We start from the raw sequence: 17,403 nt of genomic DNA on the forward strand, positions 1-17,403 counted from the left end.
CCAAACCTTAAATTGATTTATCGCGTTATTTTAATAACTTCAATAAAGCTTCAGCTGTCGCAGCCGAAGAGGCAGGATTTTGTCCGGTAATGAGCAGACCATCTTCTTGGACATAAACCTGCCAATCCTCAGCTTTGGAATATTGGCCACCTTTTTCTTTGAGCATGTCTTCAACTAAAAATGGTACAATATCGGTCAGGCCCACGCCGTCTTCTTCGCTATTACTGAAACCGGTGACCGATTTACCTTCGACAATCGAGCGACCTTCAGCATCTTGAACATCACGAAGTACGCCCGGCGCATGACAAACCAATGCCACAGGTTTATTGGCCTGTAAAGTCTGCTCAATCAAGGAAATAGAGTTCTGGTCTTCGGCTAGATCCCATAATGGACCATGACCACCGGGATAGAACACGGCATCAAAATCCTGATTTAAGACTTCACTTAATTTATGTGTATTGGCAAGCTGCTGCATGGCCACTTCATCTGCTTCAAAACGTTTGGTGGTTTCAGTCTGTGCATCCGGTTCATTACTTTTTGGGTCTAAAGGCGGCTGGCCACCCGCAGGAGAAGCCAGAATTAGCTCTGCACCTGCATCAACAAAGCTATAGTAAGGTGCAGCCAGCTCTTCCAGCCAAAATCCGGTTTTCTTTCCGGTATCGCCAAGCGTGTCATGTGAAGTCAGAACGATCAGAATTTTCATGTTATTTTCCTGTATCTCATTAAATATTGCGAATGGCTGCTTGTTAATTTAACAAGTCGCGGGCATCAGGAATGTTGTGATACGTTCATTTGCTGTATCGATACGTTTGTGTTTGAGTTGAATTAACTTAAGGCTGCATCTATGAAGCGAACAGTTTTTTAAGCGCAATTATCTGCCCATTAACAGGTCTTGCTGAAGGTCCGCCTGTTTACGCAGAAAATCCCAGACCAGTTTAATTTTCGGTTCGTGTTGCAGATCGACCAGCGTCAGCATCCAGAAAGTGTGGGTAAAACTGACCTGATCGCCCAGAACCTGTTGCAGTTCGCTTTTATCATGGGCCAAAAATTTCGGTAAAATAGCTAGCCCGGCACCGGCACTGACCGCAATTTGCTGGGCCAGAATACTGTTACTGCGAAAACAGGCAGTCAATTGCAGCGGTAAACGTTCCAGCGAATACAGGGCCGAGCTATAGACCAGATCATCAATATAATCGACAAAACGGTGCTGCTTGAGGTCTTCCAGTTTTTTAATTTGCGGATTTTTCTGTAAATAATGCTGACTGCCATACAGTTTTAGACAGTAATTCGACAGACGGGTAATGATATAGGGGCCCGATTTGGGCCGGTCAATCGCAATTACAATATCGGCTTCACGATGCGAAAGTTTGATCGCTTTCGGCACCGGAATCAGGTCAATGGTCAGCAAAGGGTAGTGCTGGGAGAACTCGGCCAGTAAGCGCGCTAAAAATGCCGTACCAAAACCTTCTGGTGCACCAATCCGCACCCGGCCTTGCAAGGGATCGTTGCGTTTGTCAATCTGGATAAAGGATTGTTCCATCAGTTCCACACGCGGCACCAATGCCAGACCTTCCGAGGTCAGCTCATACCCTGTCGCTTCGCGTTTAAACAGTTGCGTGCCGAGGGTATTTTCCAGCGCCTGAATCCGCCGTGCCACGGTACTGTGTTCCACCCCAATCAAGCGTGCTGCATTGGTGAGTGTTTTAGCACGTGCCAAAACCAAAAAGAAACGTAAATGATCCCAATCTACTTTCATCTTCTATTTAACATCCTGTTAAATCCCTGTGCATATTTGCACATCTATCGTGCATCAATTTCTATTGGTGGTCAAAGTGTTCTTTGTTAGTCTACTGAAACAGCGTAAAAATAATACGTTTAAAACAGCCAGTAAAGGCAGACACAACGACAATAACAAACCAGCACGGAGCGACCATGAACGCCATTCATCATCCACAGCAAAGTACCGGATTCACCACCGCAAAACTCCTCATTAATGGTGAATTTGTCGAATCAAAAACCAGTCATTGGCAAGATATTATCAACCCTGCCACTCAAGAAGTTTTGGGTCAGGTACCATTTGCAACTGCAGAAGAAGTCAATGCCGCGATTGCTGCCGCACAAAATGCCTTTGCCAGCTGGCGCCAAACCCCGATTCAGGCACGTATGCGGATTATGTTGAAGCTGCAGGATCTGATTCGTACTAACTTAAAAAGTATTGCCCAAGTATTAACGGCGGAACAGGGCAAAACCCTGGCTGATGCCGAAGGTGACATTCAGCGTGGCTTAGAAGTGGTGGAGCATGCCTGTTCTATTGGTTCACTACAAATGGGTGAATATGTTGAAGGTGTGGCACGTGGGGTCGATACCTATACCTTGCAGCAACCACTCGGTGTTTGTGCGGGAATTACGCCGTTTAACTTTCCGGCGATGATTCCACTGTGGATGTTCCCGATGGCGATTGTCTGCGGTAATACCTTTGTCTTAAAGCCCTCGGAACAGGATCCGCTATCGACCATGATGCTGGTGGAACTGGCAATTGAGGCAGGCGTACCTGCTGGTGTGCTGAATGTAGTGCATGGCGGTAAAGAAGTGGTGGATCTGCTGTGTACCCATCGTGACATCAAAGCCATTTCCTTTGTCGGTTCAACCGCTGTGGGTACGCATGTCTACAATCTGGCCGGCCAGCACGGTAAACGTGTACAGTCGATGATGGGCGCGAAAAACCATGTCGTGGTGATGCCGGATGCCAATAAAGAACAGACCTTAAATGCGTTGGTCGGTGCAGCATTTGGTGCAGCCGGTCAGCGTTGTATGGCGCTTTCGGTGGCCGTGATGGTCGGGGACACCAAGCACTGGGTCGATGAACTGGTTAATAAAACCAAAACTTTGAAAGTTAATGCAGGCCATGAACCGAATACTGATGTTGGGCCAGTGATTTCGACCCGTGCCAAAGCGCGTGTCATCGACTTAATTAACAGTGGCGTTGAACAAGGCGCTGAACTGCTGCTGGATGGTCGTGATGTGAATGTTCAGGGTTATGAAAAAGGCAATTTTGTCGGACCAACGATTTTTAATCAGGTCACGACCGATATGCGCATTTATCAGGAAGAAGTCTTCGGTCCGGTACTGGCGATCATACATGTTGATACTTTAGAACAAGCGATTGAGCTGATTAATGCCAATCCATTCGGTAACGGCGTTGGACTCTTTACTCAAAATGGCAATACTGCACGCACATTCCAGCACCAGATTGATATCGGTCAGGTCGGTATTAACATTCCAATTCCTGTACCTGTGCCGTTCTTCAGCTTTACCGGTTCGCGTGGTTCAAAACTGGGGGATTTAGGTCCTTATGGCAAGCAGGCAGTGCAGTTCTATACCCAGACCAAAACCATTACCAGCCGCTGGTTTGAAGATGATCAGGAAACCACAGGCGTCAATACCACGATTAGCCTGCGCTAAGGAGCATCAGCATGAAGATTGCATTTATTGGTTTGGGCAACATGGGTGGCTCGATGGCGCAGAACCTGCTCAAGGCAGGACATCAGGTTTTTGGTTATGACTTGAGTGAAGTCGCTTTACAGCATTTTGCCGAAGCGGGTGGTATCGTTTGTGACAGTCCACAAACGGCCGCAAAACAGGCAGATTTTGTGGTCAGCATGTTACCTGCAGCCAAGCATGTACGTGAAGTTTATCTCGGTGAGCACGGTATTCTGAACGTGCTTCAGGCGGGCAGTTTGTGTGTCGACAGCAGTACCATTGACCCGCAAACCATTCAGGAAGTTGCTGCAGCAGCGCAGGCCAGACAGATTCGCGTCTGCGATGCGCCAGTCTCTGGCGGGACTTTGGGCGCCAAAGACGGTACCTTGACCTTTATGGTGGGTGCAGACGATGCCACCTTTGAGGCCGTAAAACCGGTCCTTGGCTGTATGGGCAAAAATCTGGTGCATTGTGGTGCGGTGGGAACAGGACAGGTTGCAAAAATCTGTAATAACCTGATTCTGGGGATTTCCATGACTGCTGTTGCAGAAGGCATGGCACTTGGGGCCAAACTGGGAATTGATCCGCAAGCACTAGCCGGGGTAATCAATAGTTCCACCGGACGTTGCTGGAGTTCTGAAATCTATAATCCCTGGCCGGATATCTGTGCCAATGCACCGTCATCACGGGGTTATACCGATGGTTTTGCAGCACAGCTGATGCTTAAAGATTTGGGCCTGGCTGTCGATGCAGCGCAACAGGTGGACCAACCGGTGGTTCTGGGTAGCATGGTGCAGAAACTCTATCAACAGCTTTGTCAGGAAGGGGATGCGCATCTGGATTTTTCCAGCATCATGCATCAATACACCACGCCACCTGCTTAAAACTTAAAATATCCAGATGGAGCAAGGATTCGCTTCATCAACAATACCTTGTCAGTAATAACGATAAATTCAGGCTGAGGTTTAACATGTTAGATTATCAAAAAACAATTGAAAATTTTGATTTAGATGCAGTGGCAAAGCAGTATCTGTCCGGTTCGATGCAGGCGCTGAACGCCTGTTATGAATGTTGCGACCGCCATGCTGACTCCGATGCAATTGCTTTACACTGGTACGGTAAAGATGGCCGCAAAGAACAGTATAGTTTTCGCGAACTCAAGAAATATTCCAGCCAGTTTGCCAACTTTTTAAAATCTCAAGGCATTGGCAAAGGCGACCGCGTTTCCGGATTATTACCGCGGACTCCAGAGCTGATCATTACCATTTTAGCGACCTGGCGGATTGGTGCAGTGTATCAACCTTTATTTACTGCCTTTGGTCCCAAAGCCATTGAACATCGCATTCAGCTGGCGCAAAGCAAGCTGGTAGTGACTGATCTGGCGAATCGGGAGAAACTATCCGATCTTAGCGCTTGTCCCACGATCGTCACTGTACATGTTGAAACCGAGGCAGAGCGTTATCCACAGGACCTCAGTTTTTGGACTGTGTTAAATCGCCAGGCTGAAGGTTGTGAACTGGAAATGCTCAGTATCGATGAGCCATTTTTATTGATGTTTACCTCTGGAACCACTGGACCGGCCAAGCCCTTAAAAGTTCCACTTAAAGCCCTGATTGCTTTTGCCGGCTATATGCACAATGCCATCGGTCTAACCGAAAATGATGCTTTCTGGAATATTGCTGATCCGGGCTGGGCTTATGGCTTGTACTATGGGATTACCGGCCCGTTATTGCTCGGACACTCGACCCTGTTTTATGAGGGTGGTTTCAATGCCGAAAGTGTCTGCGACATTGTCAAGCAATATGGTATTACCAATCTGGCCGGTGCGCCGACCGCTTACCGCATGATGATGGCAGCAGATGCTGAACAGATGGCACAGCTACGGGGCAAGTTGCGCGTGGTCAGCAGTGCTGGAGAACCTTTAAACCCGGAAGTGATCCGCTGGTTTAAAGAGGTGCTGGATGTGCCAATTTATGACCATTATGGCCAGACTGAAGTCGGGATGGTGGTGTGTAATCATCATGCGCTACAACATCCGGTCCGTTCAGGTTCGGCAGGCTTTGCCAGCCCGGGTTACCGGATTGCAGTCGTCGATGAACAAGGTCATGAATTAACGGCTGACGTTCCGGGCGTCCTGGCAGTGGATATCAGTCAATCCCCAATGATGTGGTTCTCGGGTTATGAAGAAAGCCGTAAATCGCCCTTTGTTGGACATTACTATTTAACCGGTGATACCGCGGAAATTCATGCTGATGGCAGTATGAGCTTTGTTGGACGTAGTGATGATGTCATTACCACCTCAGGCTATCGGGTTGGCCCATTTGATGTGGAAAGTGCCTTGCTAGAACATGATGCGGTGATCGAAGCCGCCGTCATTGGCGTGCCTGATCCTGAACGTACCGAAGTGATTAAAGCCTTTGTGATTCTGGCGAATAACTTTGCAGCTTCATCTCATCTGGAAGAAGAACTAGGCCAGTTTGTGAAAAAGCGTTTGTCTGCGCATGCCTATCCGCGCCTGATTGAATTCGTCACAGAATTGCCAAAAACCCCGAGTGGCAAGATTCAGCGTTTCTTACTGCGTAATCAGGAAATCAACAAGCAGCAGGTAAAGACCGCATAACTAGCCAAAGCCAGCAGATTGAATAAAAATATTAAATAAAGAGATTGAAGGAAGCATCCATGCAATTTACGGAAGAGCAACAACTGATTCAGGATATGGCCAAAAGCTTCGCTCAGGAACAGATTAAACCTTTTGCCGGCGAGTGGGATCAAAAAGGCATATTTCCTAAACAGACCTTGTCTCAAATGGGTGAGCTAGGTTTTTTAGGCATGCTGATTCCAGAAGAGTGGGGCGGTTCAGGTACAGGCACGCTGGCTTATGTACTGGCCCTCGAAGAAGTGGCAGCGGCAGATGGTGCAACGTCCGCCATCATGAGCGTACACAACTCGGTGGGTTGTGTGCCGATTCTCAAGTTTGGAACGGAACAGCAAAAGCAGCAGTTTCTAAAACCTTTGGCTCAAGGGCAAATGATTGGTGCCTTCGCCCTGACCGAACCGCATACCGGATCGGATGCTGCAGCGATTAAAACCCGGGCCGTGAAAGATGGCGATCACTACATTATCAATGGCGCCAAACAGTTTATTACCTCGGGTCATAATGCCGGGATGATTATTGTCTTTGCCGTGACCGATCCAACTGCGGGAAAAAAAGGCATGAGTGCATTTTTAGTGCCGCGCGACACGCCCGGTTATGAAGTGATTCGGGTCGAAGAAAAACTCGGTCTGCATGCTTCGGATACCTGTCAGATTGCTTTAACCGATGTCCGCGTTCATGAAAGTTTAAGACTCGGTGCAGAAGGTGAAGGCTTAAAAATTGCCTTGGCCAATCTGGAAGGTGGACGGATTGGTATTGCCGCACAAGCAGTGGGTCTGGCCCGCGCTGCATTGGAAGAAGCGACTGTTTATGCACATGATCGCGTGGCCTTTGGCAAACCGATTTTTGAACAGCAGGCGATTTCGTTCAGGCTGGCCAGCATGGCCACCGAAATTGAAGCGGCGCGACAACTGGTCCATTTTGCTGCACGTAAAAAGGAAGCAGGTGAAAACTGTTTAACCGAAGCCTCTATGGCCAAACTCTTTGCTTCGGAAATGGCAGAACGTGTCTGTTCCAAAGCGCTGCAGATTTTTGGCGGTTACGGTTATCTGAAAGACTTTCCGATTGAACGCATTTATCGCGATGCGCGTATTTGTCAGATTTATGAAGGCACCAGCGATATTCAGCGTCTGGTAATTGCACGTAGTTTATAATTTTAAAGGGATTTTTATCATGCAATGGCAAACTATTTTACTCGAACAGCGTAACGGGGTCGGGCTGATTACTTTAAATCGTCCACAAGCCTTAAATGCCTTGAATAATCAATTGATCGTTGAGGTGAATCAGGCGCTGGATCAGCTGGAAAAAGACCCGCAGATTGGCTGTATTGTCATCACTGGTTCGGAAAAAGCCTTTGCTGCAGGTGCAGATATCAAAGAAATGGCAGATTTAAACTTTCCGCAAATTTATCTGGATGATTTTTTCAGTCTGGCCGACCGGATCGCCCAGCGCCGTAAGCCCTTAATTGCTGCGGTGAGTGGCTATGCCTTGGGCGGTGGTTGTGAATTGGCCTTAATGTGCGATTTTATTTACTGCGCTGATAATGCAAAATTCGGTTTGCCTGAAGTCACCTTAGGGGTATTGCCCGGCATTGGCGGAACCCAACGTTTAACCTTGGCGATAGGTAAAGCCAAAGCCATGGAAATGTGCCTGACTGCACGTCACATGGGCGCGCAAGAAGCCGAGCAAAGTGGGTTAGTGGCACGTGTCTTTGCCAAAGAAGAGTTGCTAGAACAAACCCTGCAAGCTGCCGAAAAAATTGCTGAAAAGTCGCTTACGGCCGTGATGATGATTAAAGAATCAATTAATCGGGCTTTTGAAGTCAGTCTGGCCGAAGGTCTACGCTTTGAACGACGGGTATTCCATTCCATTTTTGCCGGTGCTGATCAAAAGGAAGGCATGCAGGCTTTTGTCGAAAAACGCCCAGCCAAATTCACCCATCAATAAAACAAAAATAGGAAAATAAAATGAGTGATGAAAATAATTTAGCGATTCGGGTACAAGGACGTTTAGGCATTATCAGCCTGGACCGCACCAGTCATTTAAATGCCTTAACCCTGCGGATGATTCAAGGGATTCAGTCACAACTAGATCAGTGGCGCCATGATCCAGCGGTGCAAGCGATTCTGATCAATTCTAACAGTCCCAAGGCATTCTGTGCCGGAGGAGACATCCGTTATCTGTATGACAGCTATCAGGCAGGCAATACCCAATATCAGGATTTTTTTGCCACTGAATATAGCATGCTGAGCACACTGCGCAATTTTCCAAAGGCTGTCATCGTGATGATGGATGGTTATGTTCTGGGCGGCGGCTTTGGTCTGGCTCAAGCCTGTCATATTAAAGTGAGCAGTGAAAAATCACGCTTTGCCATGCCAGAAACCGCGATTGGATTTTTCCCGGATGTGGGAGCCACCCACTTTCTCTCCCGACTGGATGATGTAGGCATTTATATGGCGTTGACAGGGGAGCAGATCAGCAGCAGTGATGCGCTATATCTGGATCTGGTCGATTATCATGTACCGAGTGAAAATTTTGCTGAACTGGAAACCGCATTGATTGCTGCACCGGTATTAAATCAGATTGAAATCCAAAAAATCATCAGTGCGTACATTACCCATCCGGTAGAAAGCGAGTTGCAAAAACGTGCAGATCTGATTAGTCAGCATTTTGGCCATCCAAACCTCGATGAGATCGAACAGAGTTTGGCACATGCAAGTAGCGCCACCGATCAGGAGTGGGCCAATAAAATGCTGGTCATCTTGCAGCAACGTCCAGTCATGGCCAAGCAAACGAGTCTGAAGTTACAGCAGGCCGGACAAAACTTATCGCTGGAAAAATGTATGCAACTGGAGCGAGATCTACAGGATGTCTGGTTGGAGCAAGGCGACTTTATTGAAGGTGTACGTGCACTGATTATTGATAAAGATAAAAATCCACAATGGCAAACCGATAATTCGAAATTTGAAAAAACGCTGGAAAAACTCTGGCCGGTTTGGACTCAACAGCGCGTAGAAAATACATATTAAAGATTCAGATTAAAAACCCTCTCATACGCAGTAATGAGAGGGTTTTTCGCCGAGCTTTCAACATAGGATTTTACCCTAACTTACTATTATTAATGGGATTTTTTCCTTTTCTTGCCACCGCCATCTTGCTTGTTGACAGTAGACCAGACAATACGTTCGGCTTCCTCCTCAGAATGACCGCGTTCTTTTTCGCTTTCTTCAATATGTTCGGCCTGCCGTTTTTGTTTATCGGTATAGGCTGATTTGTCACCTCTAGGCATATTGCTGTCCTCATCAAGGTTGGCTGAAATTACTATAACAATGACCTGTTTCTATGGCGGTAAATATCTGTCATGTATTTGTTGAAATTATTTTATAAAACCAGCATCTTTTAAGTGATAGAAAACCTGAAGAATAAATGAATGAAGATAACGGTTCTCACTGACTGTTATCTTCAAATTCTAATTAACCGTTAATGATACTGCCTCCATTAACATGAATGACTTGACCGGAAATATAACTGGCTTCTTCACTCGCTAGAAATAAATACGCTGGTGCGACTTCACTAGGCTGGCCCATCCGACCCATGGGTGTCTGTTTACCGAACTCTTTGAGCTGTTCTTCATCAAAACTGCTTGGAATGAGGGGAGTCCAGATGGGGCCGGGTGCTACGCCGTTGACCCGGATCCCGGTTTTATTTTTTAACAAACTGGTGGAAAGACTGCGGGTAAATGTGGTGATGGCACCTTTGGTACTTGAGTAATCAATCAGTTCATCATGTCCATGATAACTGGTAATACTGGTGGTATTAATAATGCTGTCACCTTCTTGCATGTGCGGAATCACAGCCTGAGTCAAGTGAAACATCGACAGAATATTCACATTAAAGGTCTTAAAAAGTTGCTCAGGAGAAATATCGCTAATACTTTTTTGCGGATATTGAACCCCGGCATTATTGACCAGAATATTAATGGTTTTAAATTCCTGAAGCGTCTGCTCAACCATTTTCTTGATTTCATCTTGATCTTGTAAATCACACTTGATCAGTAAACAACGCCGTCCTGCATCCTCTACCATCTTTCTGGTATCTTGAGCATCCTGATCTTCATCCAGATAACAAATCACAATATCAGCACCTTCACGGGCAAACAAGACCGAGACTGACCGACCTATACCGCTATCGCCACCTGTGATCAGGGCGATTTTACTTTTAAGTTTATCGCTACCTTTATAATTCGGTTTGATGACTTCCGGTGCAGGATCCATTTTGGTTTGCACACCAGGTTGATGATCTTGAGTTTCAGTTGAAGCAGGGGTTTCAGGATAGTTATTCATGTTTTCCCTTTTTCTGTACAAAGTTTAGAAATATCTTAGAGGCTTTCTAGCTTTATGCATTCGGTCTCAACATTTAATAACAGAATGCATTCGAGATTTATCAATTATTCATAGAGCTGTGATTGACATGATTTTAAGTAAAACTAGATACCGCCATTGTCTAAATCTTAATAGAACAGAATACCGCCTATGGTTTACAGCATTCTATCTATCACATTTTGAGTAACCATTTCTATCATAGCTTTTATGTCCTTTTAGGATATAGCTTTATATTTAATCAAACATCTGAAATTATTGAATAAATTAGTAATTATTATATTCATTAAAATTTATCTAAAGAGCAAGTAGATAAAACTTTTGTGAAATTATCTAATTAACAAATAGCAAAAAAATGCTTTAGATATTGCAAAGCTTAAAAAGCAGCAATATTGCAAACTATATCTCTTTTCATTTAACACGTTGTTTGGGGTAATTGATTATGTCTTCTGATAATAAAAAGTTATCCGCAGATTCTCAAAATCAAATTAGCTATGACAGAAAATATGTTCATTAGGATACTCAGCATCGTGAATATAATTTTGCAGATTCACGATGCTGAGCTGTGGCAACAACTGAGGTTGCGTAGGCCACAGTCTTGGATATTCTATTTAACATAATATACATTATACGAAATCAGTCTGTTAGAACCCATTTAAAGTGTCTATATTCTCACCAATAAAAATGTCTGGTTTATGATGGTTTTTATCACCATGGACTGGATATAAAATATAGATGCTGATCACTATGTCTGACAAAGAAATTCAACGTCTTGCAGTTCTGCAAGACGTTCGAGATCATCGTATTACCCAAGTCCGTGCTGCTGAAATCCTGAATCTTTCCACCCGTCAAATTACCCGGTTATTGCAGAAGCTCAATCAAGATGGTGTTTCAGGCATGACGCATGCCAGTCGTGGTCAACCGGGCCATCATCGCCATGACGATTTATTAAAATCGCAATGTCTTTCCATTATTTCTGAACATCTGCTGGGCTTTGGACCTACCTTGGCGCATGAGAAGCTCAGCAGCATGTTTGACCTGAATATCCCGGTAGAAACGGTTCGGCGCTGGATGACTGCAAATGACCTTTGGATTCCGCGATCCAAACGTCTAAAACGCCCATACCAGCCACGCTATAACCGTGATTGCTTCGGTGAGCTGATCCAGATTGATGGCTCATATCATGACTGGTTTGAAGGACGCGCTGCTAAGTGCTGTTTGCTGGTTTATATCGATGATGCTACCGGCAAGCTGTTGCATCTACGCTTTTGTGAGGCTGAAACGACCTTTGACTATATGCTTTCAACCCGAGCCTACATTGAGCAATACGGCAAGCCCTTGGCCTTTTATAGCGATAAACACTCGGTATTTAGAGTCAACCAGAAATCCAGGCAAGACAGCCAGATCACGCAATTTGGGCGGATTCTGAATGAGTTAAACATTGATATTATCTTCGCCAATTCACCCCAGGCCAAAGGTCGCGTAGAGCGAGCGAATAGAACCCTTCAGGACCGTTTGATCAAGGAGATGCGCCTGGAAGGCATCTGTTCGATTGCAGAAGCAAATGCCTGGTTGCCCTGCTTTATTGAGCAGTTCAATCTCAAGTTTGCAAAGATGGCCTTTAATCCTAAGAACTTACACCGCTCTGCCACCGAAACAGCTGAGGAATTAGATGATATTTTTACCTGGCAGGAACCGCGTAAGGTCACCAAGAACCTGACGATTACCTATGACAAATGTATTTATCTGCTTGAACCGACAGAGCTGAATCATAAGCTTGCTGGGCAATACATTTCATTTCTGGAGTATCCGGATGGCACTGTGGCCCTCATGCATGAAGGACGAAAGCTCAACTACAGCATCTTCAATAAATTGGCTGGGCTGCAGCAAAATGAGATTGTTGAGAATAAACGGTTAGGTTCAGTCCTGGCGCATATCCAGCAACAACATGAAGAATTGGAGAAACAGAATAAACGTTCCCGTGCCAAGAAAAGTATGCCGAGCCGTAAAGCTCAGAAAGCTGTTATTGGACAAAGAAATTTAAATCCTGTGCTTGACTCTTGTGGTTAAAAACAGGACATTTTAAATGGTTTATCGCATAGACATTTTAATTGGTGAATAACACCAGGTGTAAGCCACAAATAGATATGATGCTCAAGCAACCTAGGCTTTAAAGCACTTCAAATTCAATCCTGCGATTTTTCTTACGACCTTCAGCTGTTAAATTATTAGCTATAGGTTGAGTTGATCCTAAACCATCAACACTTAAATTTTCAGCTGCTATATTTTTACTGATTAAATAATTCTTTACGGCTTCTGCGCGCTGTTGACTCAGTACTATATTTTTGTTGGCATCACCGGAACTATCAGTATGTCCAATAATCCGTACCTTCTTTCCGCTCACCTTATTTAAAGCTATGACCATTTCATCCAGAATCTTTGCACCGGACGCTGCCAGTACCGCACTACCAGATTCAAACTCAACAATGCGATTCTTTAATACCGCATCAATAATCTGCTGTTCTGCCTGATTTACAGTGAGCTGTGCATTTAAATGATAATTTGCTGGTATTAAACCTTGAAACTTTTTAGTAGTGATATCCATTTCATGAAGATTCAAAACCTTACCAATCAACTGAATATTAGACCCTTTGACCGTTAATTTACCTTGTTTTACCTTTTTAAGATCATCATTAATCACATTATTTACCGCATTCGACCATCCAATTGGTGCTGTCACTTGACGGATCTGAATGCGATTTATCACACTTTTCTGGCCATAAGTTGCATAGAGTTTATTCAAAATTTCCTGTTGTGTGCTGTCATTCGGTACAACACCTTCAACAATAATGGATTGGGCCTGTACGCCGCCGCCTAAACATATAGATAATAAAATTATGATTTTATTTATATAATTCAATTTTAAGCAGGTTTTTTTTATTTTCATTTCAGGTTTCTACCCCATGTGTTTTTTATAGTTTAATATCGTGAGTTAAGCTCATCTGACATTCATTTATTTATTTATTTATTTATTTTGGATTAAAAAGATCATGGCGTCGTCGCTCCTGTTTTTCCTACCGGAAGCATAGATGTTTGATTTATTTGTCCAGACACCGCAGTACGCTGTGCAGCGACCACACGTACCGATTTATTCGAGACGATCTGATCTACCAGTTGCAAATTGCTATAATTTGGCTGACCTCCGATAGAACTTGAATTATTACCACTCACCAGTCGGAAATGGGTCTTCACAAATAGTTCAGGATAATCTTTGCTGCGCCACACCATTTCAAAAATATTGCCTTTTTGAGTACGTTGTGCATTATCAATCATGCGGTTGATGCCATATTCACCTGGTTCATCAAATATGGTATGGGTCTTCCCTTCCAGATCAATTACTGTGATTCGCGCGCCCGGAATGGTGCCAGGATTTGGCCAGATAAAATTCACCCATTGTTGAACACCATTTTCAAATAGCATTCTTTGTCCATCAATATCAATGGTATACGCTAGTAAGTGAGACTGTTCTAAGGGATAAAACTGAAAATTAGATTGATTGAGGTTCACGGTTTTTGAATTGGTATGGTTTAACTCTCCAGTCGCCAGACCATGTACCGGTGCGACATAATTCTGAAAACTTGCAATAAAGGCAGGATTTAGACTAATGCCTAAATCTTGCCAGGTTTTTGAAGTCAGACTATAGCCGCGACGGATCACCAGAGGATCCAGATGCTCTTTGACAAAACGTGCAATACTGCCATTTTCACCAAAAATCTGATTAATTTCCTGAGAGCTTGCCTGCAAACTGGCCTGACTGCTAAACGGATATTTTTGTGCCAAATTTCCACTAAATGGTTGATAGGCCTGTATCTGCCATAATTTATTCATTTCAGCCTGGGCCGGAATCATCAGGCTTTCAAAGGAACGTGTCAGCGGCACACTCAATAATTTTTTAATCAGCTGTTGATCCAGCTCATTGCTTCCCACCGACATTTTTTCATCGACAAATTTCTGTGTGATATTGAAGATAGAGTTCTGCTCATCAATGGTTTGTTTGACTAAGATCATGCTGGCAGGACCAATATCGCCAGAACTTTTTAAATCATTGAAACGGCTTCGAACCTTGGCCATCGACTGCATATACTCATCTAGCAGCGACCGGTTCTGCAGATCGTCTCGCGAGCGTACAATCTGATAAAACAACTGAAAATCTTTAGAAATCACGCCATGAGATAAATGTGATGCAGAATTCTGTGCCTGTTTCACATCATCACGTTGCAATACTTTACGTTTAAACCAGGCAATAAAACCTTTTTGTGGAACTGCCAATTCAGCTTGCACCACAGGATTATCCCAGCTGGTTTCTTGGGCTACACGTTGAATGACCTTGCGGATGGGTGAGTTTTCTGGCTCACTCAGAATATCAATCTGACGGGTATGCTGATTAAAATCGGTTGTCTTGGCATAATGAATTGCATTTAAAAATTTACGCCATTCACTGATATATTCTTTTTTATACATTTCAGTCAGCTGGCGTCGAATTTGTTCCGGACTCCCACTGAAACTCAGGTCATCTGATTGGATGGTATTCAATACCCAGTCTTTGCTTTCGGTTGAGCTTTGAGCTGCCGTATCTATGGCATGTTGTACATAATCATTCCAGGCTTGATAGCTATAAAAACCGGGTAAGGCATAACTTCCCAACATTATTGTTTGAGCACTTTCCCCTACCATCTGCTTGATGGTTAAGGCTGGAAAACGTACCGAAGCCCGCATTTTAATTTCGTTATACACACGGTCACGTGCGGATACGCCTGTCGTCAGTGCTGACAAAACCTGACGGGTCTGTTCCACCAGAACAGTATCAGGATTAAGCAGAGGAAATGAACTTGAACCTGTCAAAGTCATGGCATAGCTGAGTAATTGTTCGGCCTTTTGCAACATTTCGGTACGTGGCTGTTGCCCCTGATGCTGATCAAGCCAGTTTTGCCAGAACCGTGTCAGCTGGTCACTCAAATGACTTGAATCTATATATTGGCGGTTGCTCAACATCAAATAAGTCTTAAGCGCATTATAGGCATCTTGTGGATTTTGGTCTGATGGCGCTAAAGCCAGTTGTTGAACTTGTGCAACCGGCTGAACTTGTACATTGATATGATTTTCTTTTAAAGTCGCCGAATGCTGTTTTATCCGTTGTAGATATTCCGCAATACTCTGCTGGGTAGGCTGCAAGATTAATTGCTCAATTCCTTTCAAATATTCAGCTTGCAGTTTTTCCCGGATCTGATGCCCTTGATACAGACCAAAACGATACTTGAATGGAAGCCTTTGATCAAATTGATCCAACTGTTGTAAATGCGCTTGCAGGATTAATAATGCATCCGTTTGTGTGGCCAGTTCAGTTCCTGACTGTTGCTGCATCAGCACCACCTTATTCAGGTCAGCCTGAACCTCAGCCATTAACTGCTGGTTATTCCGATAAGACCATATCCACATACTCAGTACAATTGATACTGTGAGTAAAGCCCCGGTAAAAGCCATAAAGCGCTGACGTTTTCGTGCCGGATTAATATGCTGCTTTACCAGATGCTTATCTTTAAGGATGACCTCAGAAAATAGGCTTTTCAGGAAATAACCTTGATGCTGGGATGTTGATGGAGTGGATAGCGCAATTTCATCATCACTGCGAATCAGATGAAAATCCTTAGCAATCTGTTTTGTCATTGGACTTTCAATCTGGCCTTCCTGTAAGGCACTGGTAAAATAAAAGCCACGAAAAACCGGTTTAAATTGGTAAGGATTTTCCTGAAACAAGGTTGCAATAAAGGTCTTGAATACTGGTTTAAGACTCTTAAATTCCAAAGGAAAGGTCATCACGCTGGGTGATATCTGCTGCGAATGACGACGGGTTAAGTGGGTCGTACTTACATTTTTGAGTCCGTCATATAAAATACTGAAATGCTTTTCAAACAACTGAACAGCATTTTCACTGGAAGCTGGTTCATAGGCCAAGGTGGCACCCCAAACCTGATCAAATTCCTGCTCATGATAACAATCAAAAAACTCCGTGAATCCGGCAATCAGATCCATCTTGGAAAATACCAGATAAACCGGAGCAAATACCTCTAGACGTTCAGTCAGATCCTGTATACGCGCCCGCAGACTTTTGGCCAGTTGCATAGACTTCTCCGGACTTTGGTTGACCAGTTCGGCCACACTGACCATCACAATCAATCCATTCACTGGGGCTTTAGCACGATTTTTCTTGAGAATATTCAAAAATCCCAGCCATTCCGGATGGTCTTCAGGATAGACCGAATACCGCCCAGCGGTATCCAGCAACACACCCTGTGTTGAAAAAAACCAGTTACAGTTTCGAGTTCCATTGAGCCTGGCAGATCGCATTTTCTGATGGGTTGCTTCAAATGGAAAGCGTAGACCTGAGTGATAAATGGCAGAACTTTTCCCTGCTTCAGGATGACCAATCACCATATACCAAGGCAGTTCATAGAGTGCAGCATTAGCCTTGCAATCGCCCAGTTTAGATTTACGAATCAGCTGGATGGACTCTTTGACCTGTTGACTGATTAACTGAAGTTCTGCTTTATTATTCTTGCTTTCAGCCTCGGTATTTTGAGCTAAGGCCGTTGCAATTTTTTCGTCCTGTTTAGCAGACCGATAACGCTGGATAAATGCATAAATCCCCCAACCTATTAAAATAGCAGCATAGACCAACAGTAAAATCCAGAAGACTCGATCAGCGACCGTATTCTTCATGGAAATAATGACCACTAAAAAAGATAAGGCCATCATCGCTTTAGGATTACCAATGTACTGCCAGACATAGCCCAAGACGGTATAAAATAGTGTATTCACGGTTATCTCTTATTT

The 17,403-nt window shown here is 44.3% G+C and carries 13 protein-coding genes; 7 read left to right on the plus strand and 6 right to left on the minus strand.

The window, feature by feature from the left end; translation table 11 throughout:
- Positions 1–25: 25 nt before the first annotated feature.
- Together FTU40_RS04565 and FTU40_RS04570 are read right to left on the minus strand one after the other, a co-directional pair.
- Positions 26–703 (minus strand): type 1 glutamine amidotransferase domain-containing protein, encoded by a 678-nt coding sequence (locus tag FTU40_RS04565; RefSeq protein ID WP_074382795.1) that lies wholly within the window; start codon positions 701–703, stop codon positions 26–28.
- 168 nt (positions 704–871) lie between these two features.
- Positions 872–1,756 (minus strand): LysR family transcriptional regulator, encoded by an 885-nt coding sequence (locus tag FTU40_RS04570; protein WP_005096883.1) that lies wholly within the window; start codon positions 1,754–1,756, stop codon positions 872–874.
- A 176-nt stretch (positions 1,757–1,932) separates the two neighbouring features.
- Here FTU40_RS04570 and FTU40_RS04575 point away from each other — a divergent pair, with 176 nt between their 5' ends.
- From FTU40_RS04575 to FTU40_RS04600, 6 genes are all read left to right on the plus strand, one after another.
- Complete coding sequence (locus tag FTU40_RS04575; RefSeq protein ID WP_180001366.1) at positions 1,933–3,462, plus strand: CoA-acylating methylmalonate-semialdehyde dehydrogenase; 1,530 nt, start codon at positions 1,933–1,935, stop codon at positions 3,460–3,462.
- Between the two features lie 11 nt (positions 3,463–3,473).
- A complete protein-coding gene (gene mmsB / locus FTU40_RS04580) occupies positions 3,474–4,364 on the plus strand; it encodes a 3-hydroxyisobutyrate dehydrogenase (RefSeq protein WP_180039963.1) in 891 nt (296 codons plus the stop codon).
- A gap of 86 nt (positions 4,365–4,450) precedes the next feature.
- A complete protein-coding gene (locus FTU40_RS04585) occupies positions 4,451–6,100 on the plus strand; it encodes an AMP-binding protein (protein WP_180001365.1) in 1,650 nt (549 codons plus the stop codon).
- Between the two features lie 59 nt (positions 6,101–6,159).
- Positions 6,160–7,287 (plus strand): acyl-CoA dehydrogenase family protein, encoded by a 1,128-nt coding sequence (locus tag FTU40_RS04590; protein WP_100354840.1) that lies wholly within the window; start codon positions 6,160–6,162, stop codon positions 7,285–7,287.
- Positions 7,288–7,306: 19 nt separating this feature from the next.
- Entirely contained in the window at positions 7,307–8,080 is a 774-nt protein-coding gene (locus tag FTU40_RS04595; protein WP_180039965.1) for an enoyl-CoA hydratase, read from the plus strand.
- Positions 8,081–8,100: 20 nt separating this feature from the next.
- Positions 8,101–9,162, plus strand: a complete 1,062-nt coding sequence (locus tag FTU40_RS04600) for an enoyl-CoA hydratase/isomerase family protein (RefSeq protein ID WP_005096872.1) — start codon at positions 8,101–8,103, stop codon at positions 9,160–9,162.
- 89 nt (positions 9,163–9,251) lie between these two features.
- Here the strand turns inward: FTU40_RS04600 and FTU40_RS04605 are convergent, their stop codons facing one another.
- Both FTU40_RS04605 and FTU40_RS04610 read right to left on the minus strand, forming a co-directional pair.
- A complete protein-coding gene (locus FTU40_RS04605) occupies positions 9,252–9,422 on the minus strand; it encodes a hypothetical protein (protein ID WP_171304258.1) in 171 nt (56 codons plus the stop codon).
- Positions 9,423–9,606: 184 nt separating this feature from the next.
- Entirely contained in the window at positions 9,607–10,476 is an 870-nt protein-coding gene (locus tag FTU40_RS04610) for an SDR family oxidoreductase (RefSeq protein ID WP_074382801.1), read from the minus strand.
- Between the two features lie 771 nt (positions 10,477–11,247).
- Here FTU40_RS04610 and FTU40_RS04615 point away from each other — a divergent pair.
- Positions 11,248–12,582 (plus strand): ISNCY family transposase, encoded by a 1,335-nt coding sequence (locus tag FTU40_RS04615; protein WP_180039967.1) that lies wholly within the window; start codon positions 11,248–11,250, stop codon positions 12,580–12,582.
- A 100-nt stretch (positions 12,583–12,682) separates the two neighbouring features.
- Here FTU40_RS04615 and FTU40_RS04620 read toward each other — a convergent pair whose 3' ends face one another.
- On the minus strand, positions 12,683–13,459 hold the full coding sequence (locus FTU40_RS04620) for an OmpA family protein (RefSeq protein ID WP_180039969.1): 777 nt from the start codon (positions 13,457–13,459) through the stop codon (positions 12,683–12,685).
- A 101-nt stretch (positions 13,460–13,560) separates the two neighbouring features.
- Positions 13,561–17,388, minus strand: coding sequence for a type VI secretion system membrane subunit TssM (gene tssM, locus FTU40_RS04625; protein ID WP_180039971.1), 3,828 nt, complete (start codon positions 17,386–17,388; stop codon positions 13,561–13,563).
- Positions 17,389–17,403: the final 15 nt, after the last annotated feature.

Source organism: Acinetobacter sp. YH12100, assembly GCF_013419135.1.
GTDB lineage: Bacteria > Pseudomonadota > Gammaproteobacteria > Pseudomonadales > Moraxellaceae > Acinetobacter > Acinetobacter pseudolwoffii.

What these genes read in the sequence shown, in the direction of transcription:
- FTU40_RS04600 (WP_005096872.1), top strand. Translation starts at nt 8,101, where the DNA reads ATGAGTGATGAAAATAATTTAGCGATTCGGGTACAAGGACGTTTAGGC.
- mmsB (WP_180039963.1), top strand. Translation starts at nt 3,474, where the DNA reads ATGAAGATTGCATTTATTGGTTTGGGCAACATGGGTGGCTCGATGGCG.
- FTU40_RS04575 (WP_180001366.1), top strand. Translation starts at nt 1,933, where the DNA reads ATGAACGCCATTCATCATCCACAGCAAAGTACCGGATTCACCACCGCA.
- FTU40_RS04615 (WP_180039967.1), top strand. Translation starts at nt 11,248, where the DNA reads ATGCTGATCACTATGTCTGACAAAGAAATTCAACGTCTTGCAGTTCTG.
- FTU40_RS04565 (WP_074382795.1), bottom strand. Translation starts at nt 703, where the DNA reads ATGAAAATTCTGATCGTTCTGACTTCACATGACACGCTTGGCGATACC.
- FTU40_RS04570 (WP_005096883.1), bottom strand. Translation starts at nt 1,756, where the DNA reads ATGAAAGTAGATTGGGATCATTTACGTTTCTTTTTGGTTTTGGCACGT.
- FTU40_RS04590 (WP_100354840.1), top strand. Translation starts at nt 6,160, where the DNA reads ATGCAATTTACGGAAGAGCAACAACTGATTCAGGATATGGCCAAAAGC.
- FTU40_RS04585 (WP_180001365.1), top strand. Translation starts at nt 4,451, where the DNA reads ATGTTAGATTATCAAAAAACAATTGAAAATTTTGATTTAGATGCAGTG.
- FTU40_RS04595 (WP_180039965.1), top strand. Translation starts at nt 7,307, where the DNA reads ATGCAATGGCAAACTATTTTACTCGAACAGCGTAACGGGGTCGGGCTG.
- FTU40_RS04620 (WP_180039969.1), bottom strand. Translation starts at nt 13,459, where the DNA reads ATGAAAATAAAAAAAACCTGCTTAAAATTGAATTATATAAATAAAATC.
- FTU40_RS04610 (WP_074382801.1), bottom strand. Translation starts at nt 10,476, where the DNA reads ATGAATAACTATCCTGAAACCCCTGCTTCAACTGAAACTCAAGATCAT.
- FTU40_RS04605 (WP_171304258.1), bottom strand. Translation starts at nt 9,422, where the DNA reads ATGCCTAGAGGTGACAAATCAGCCTATACCGATAAACAAAAACGGCAG.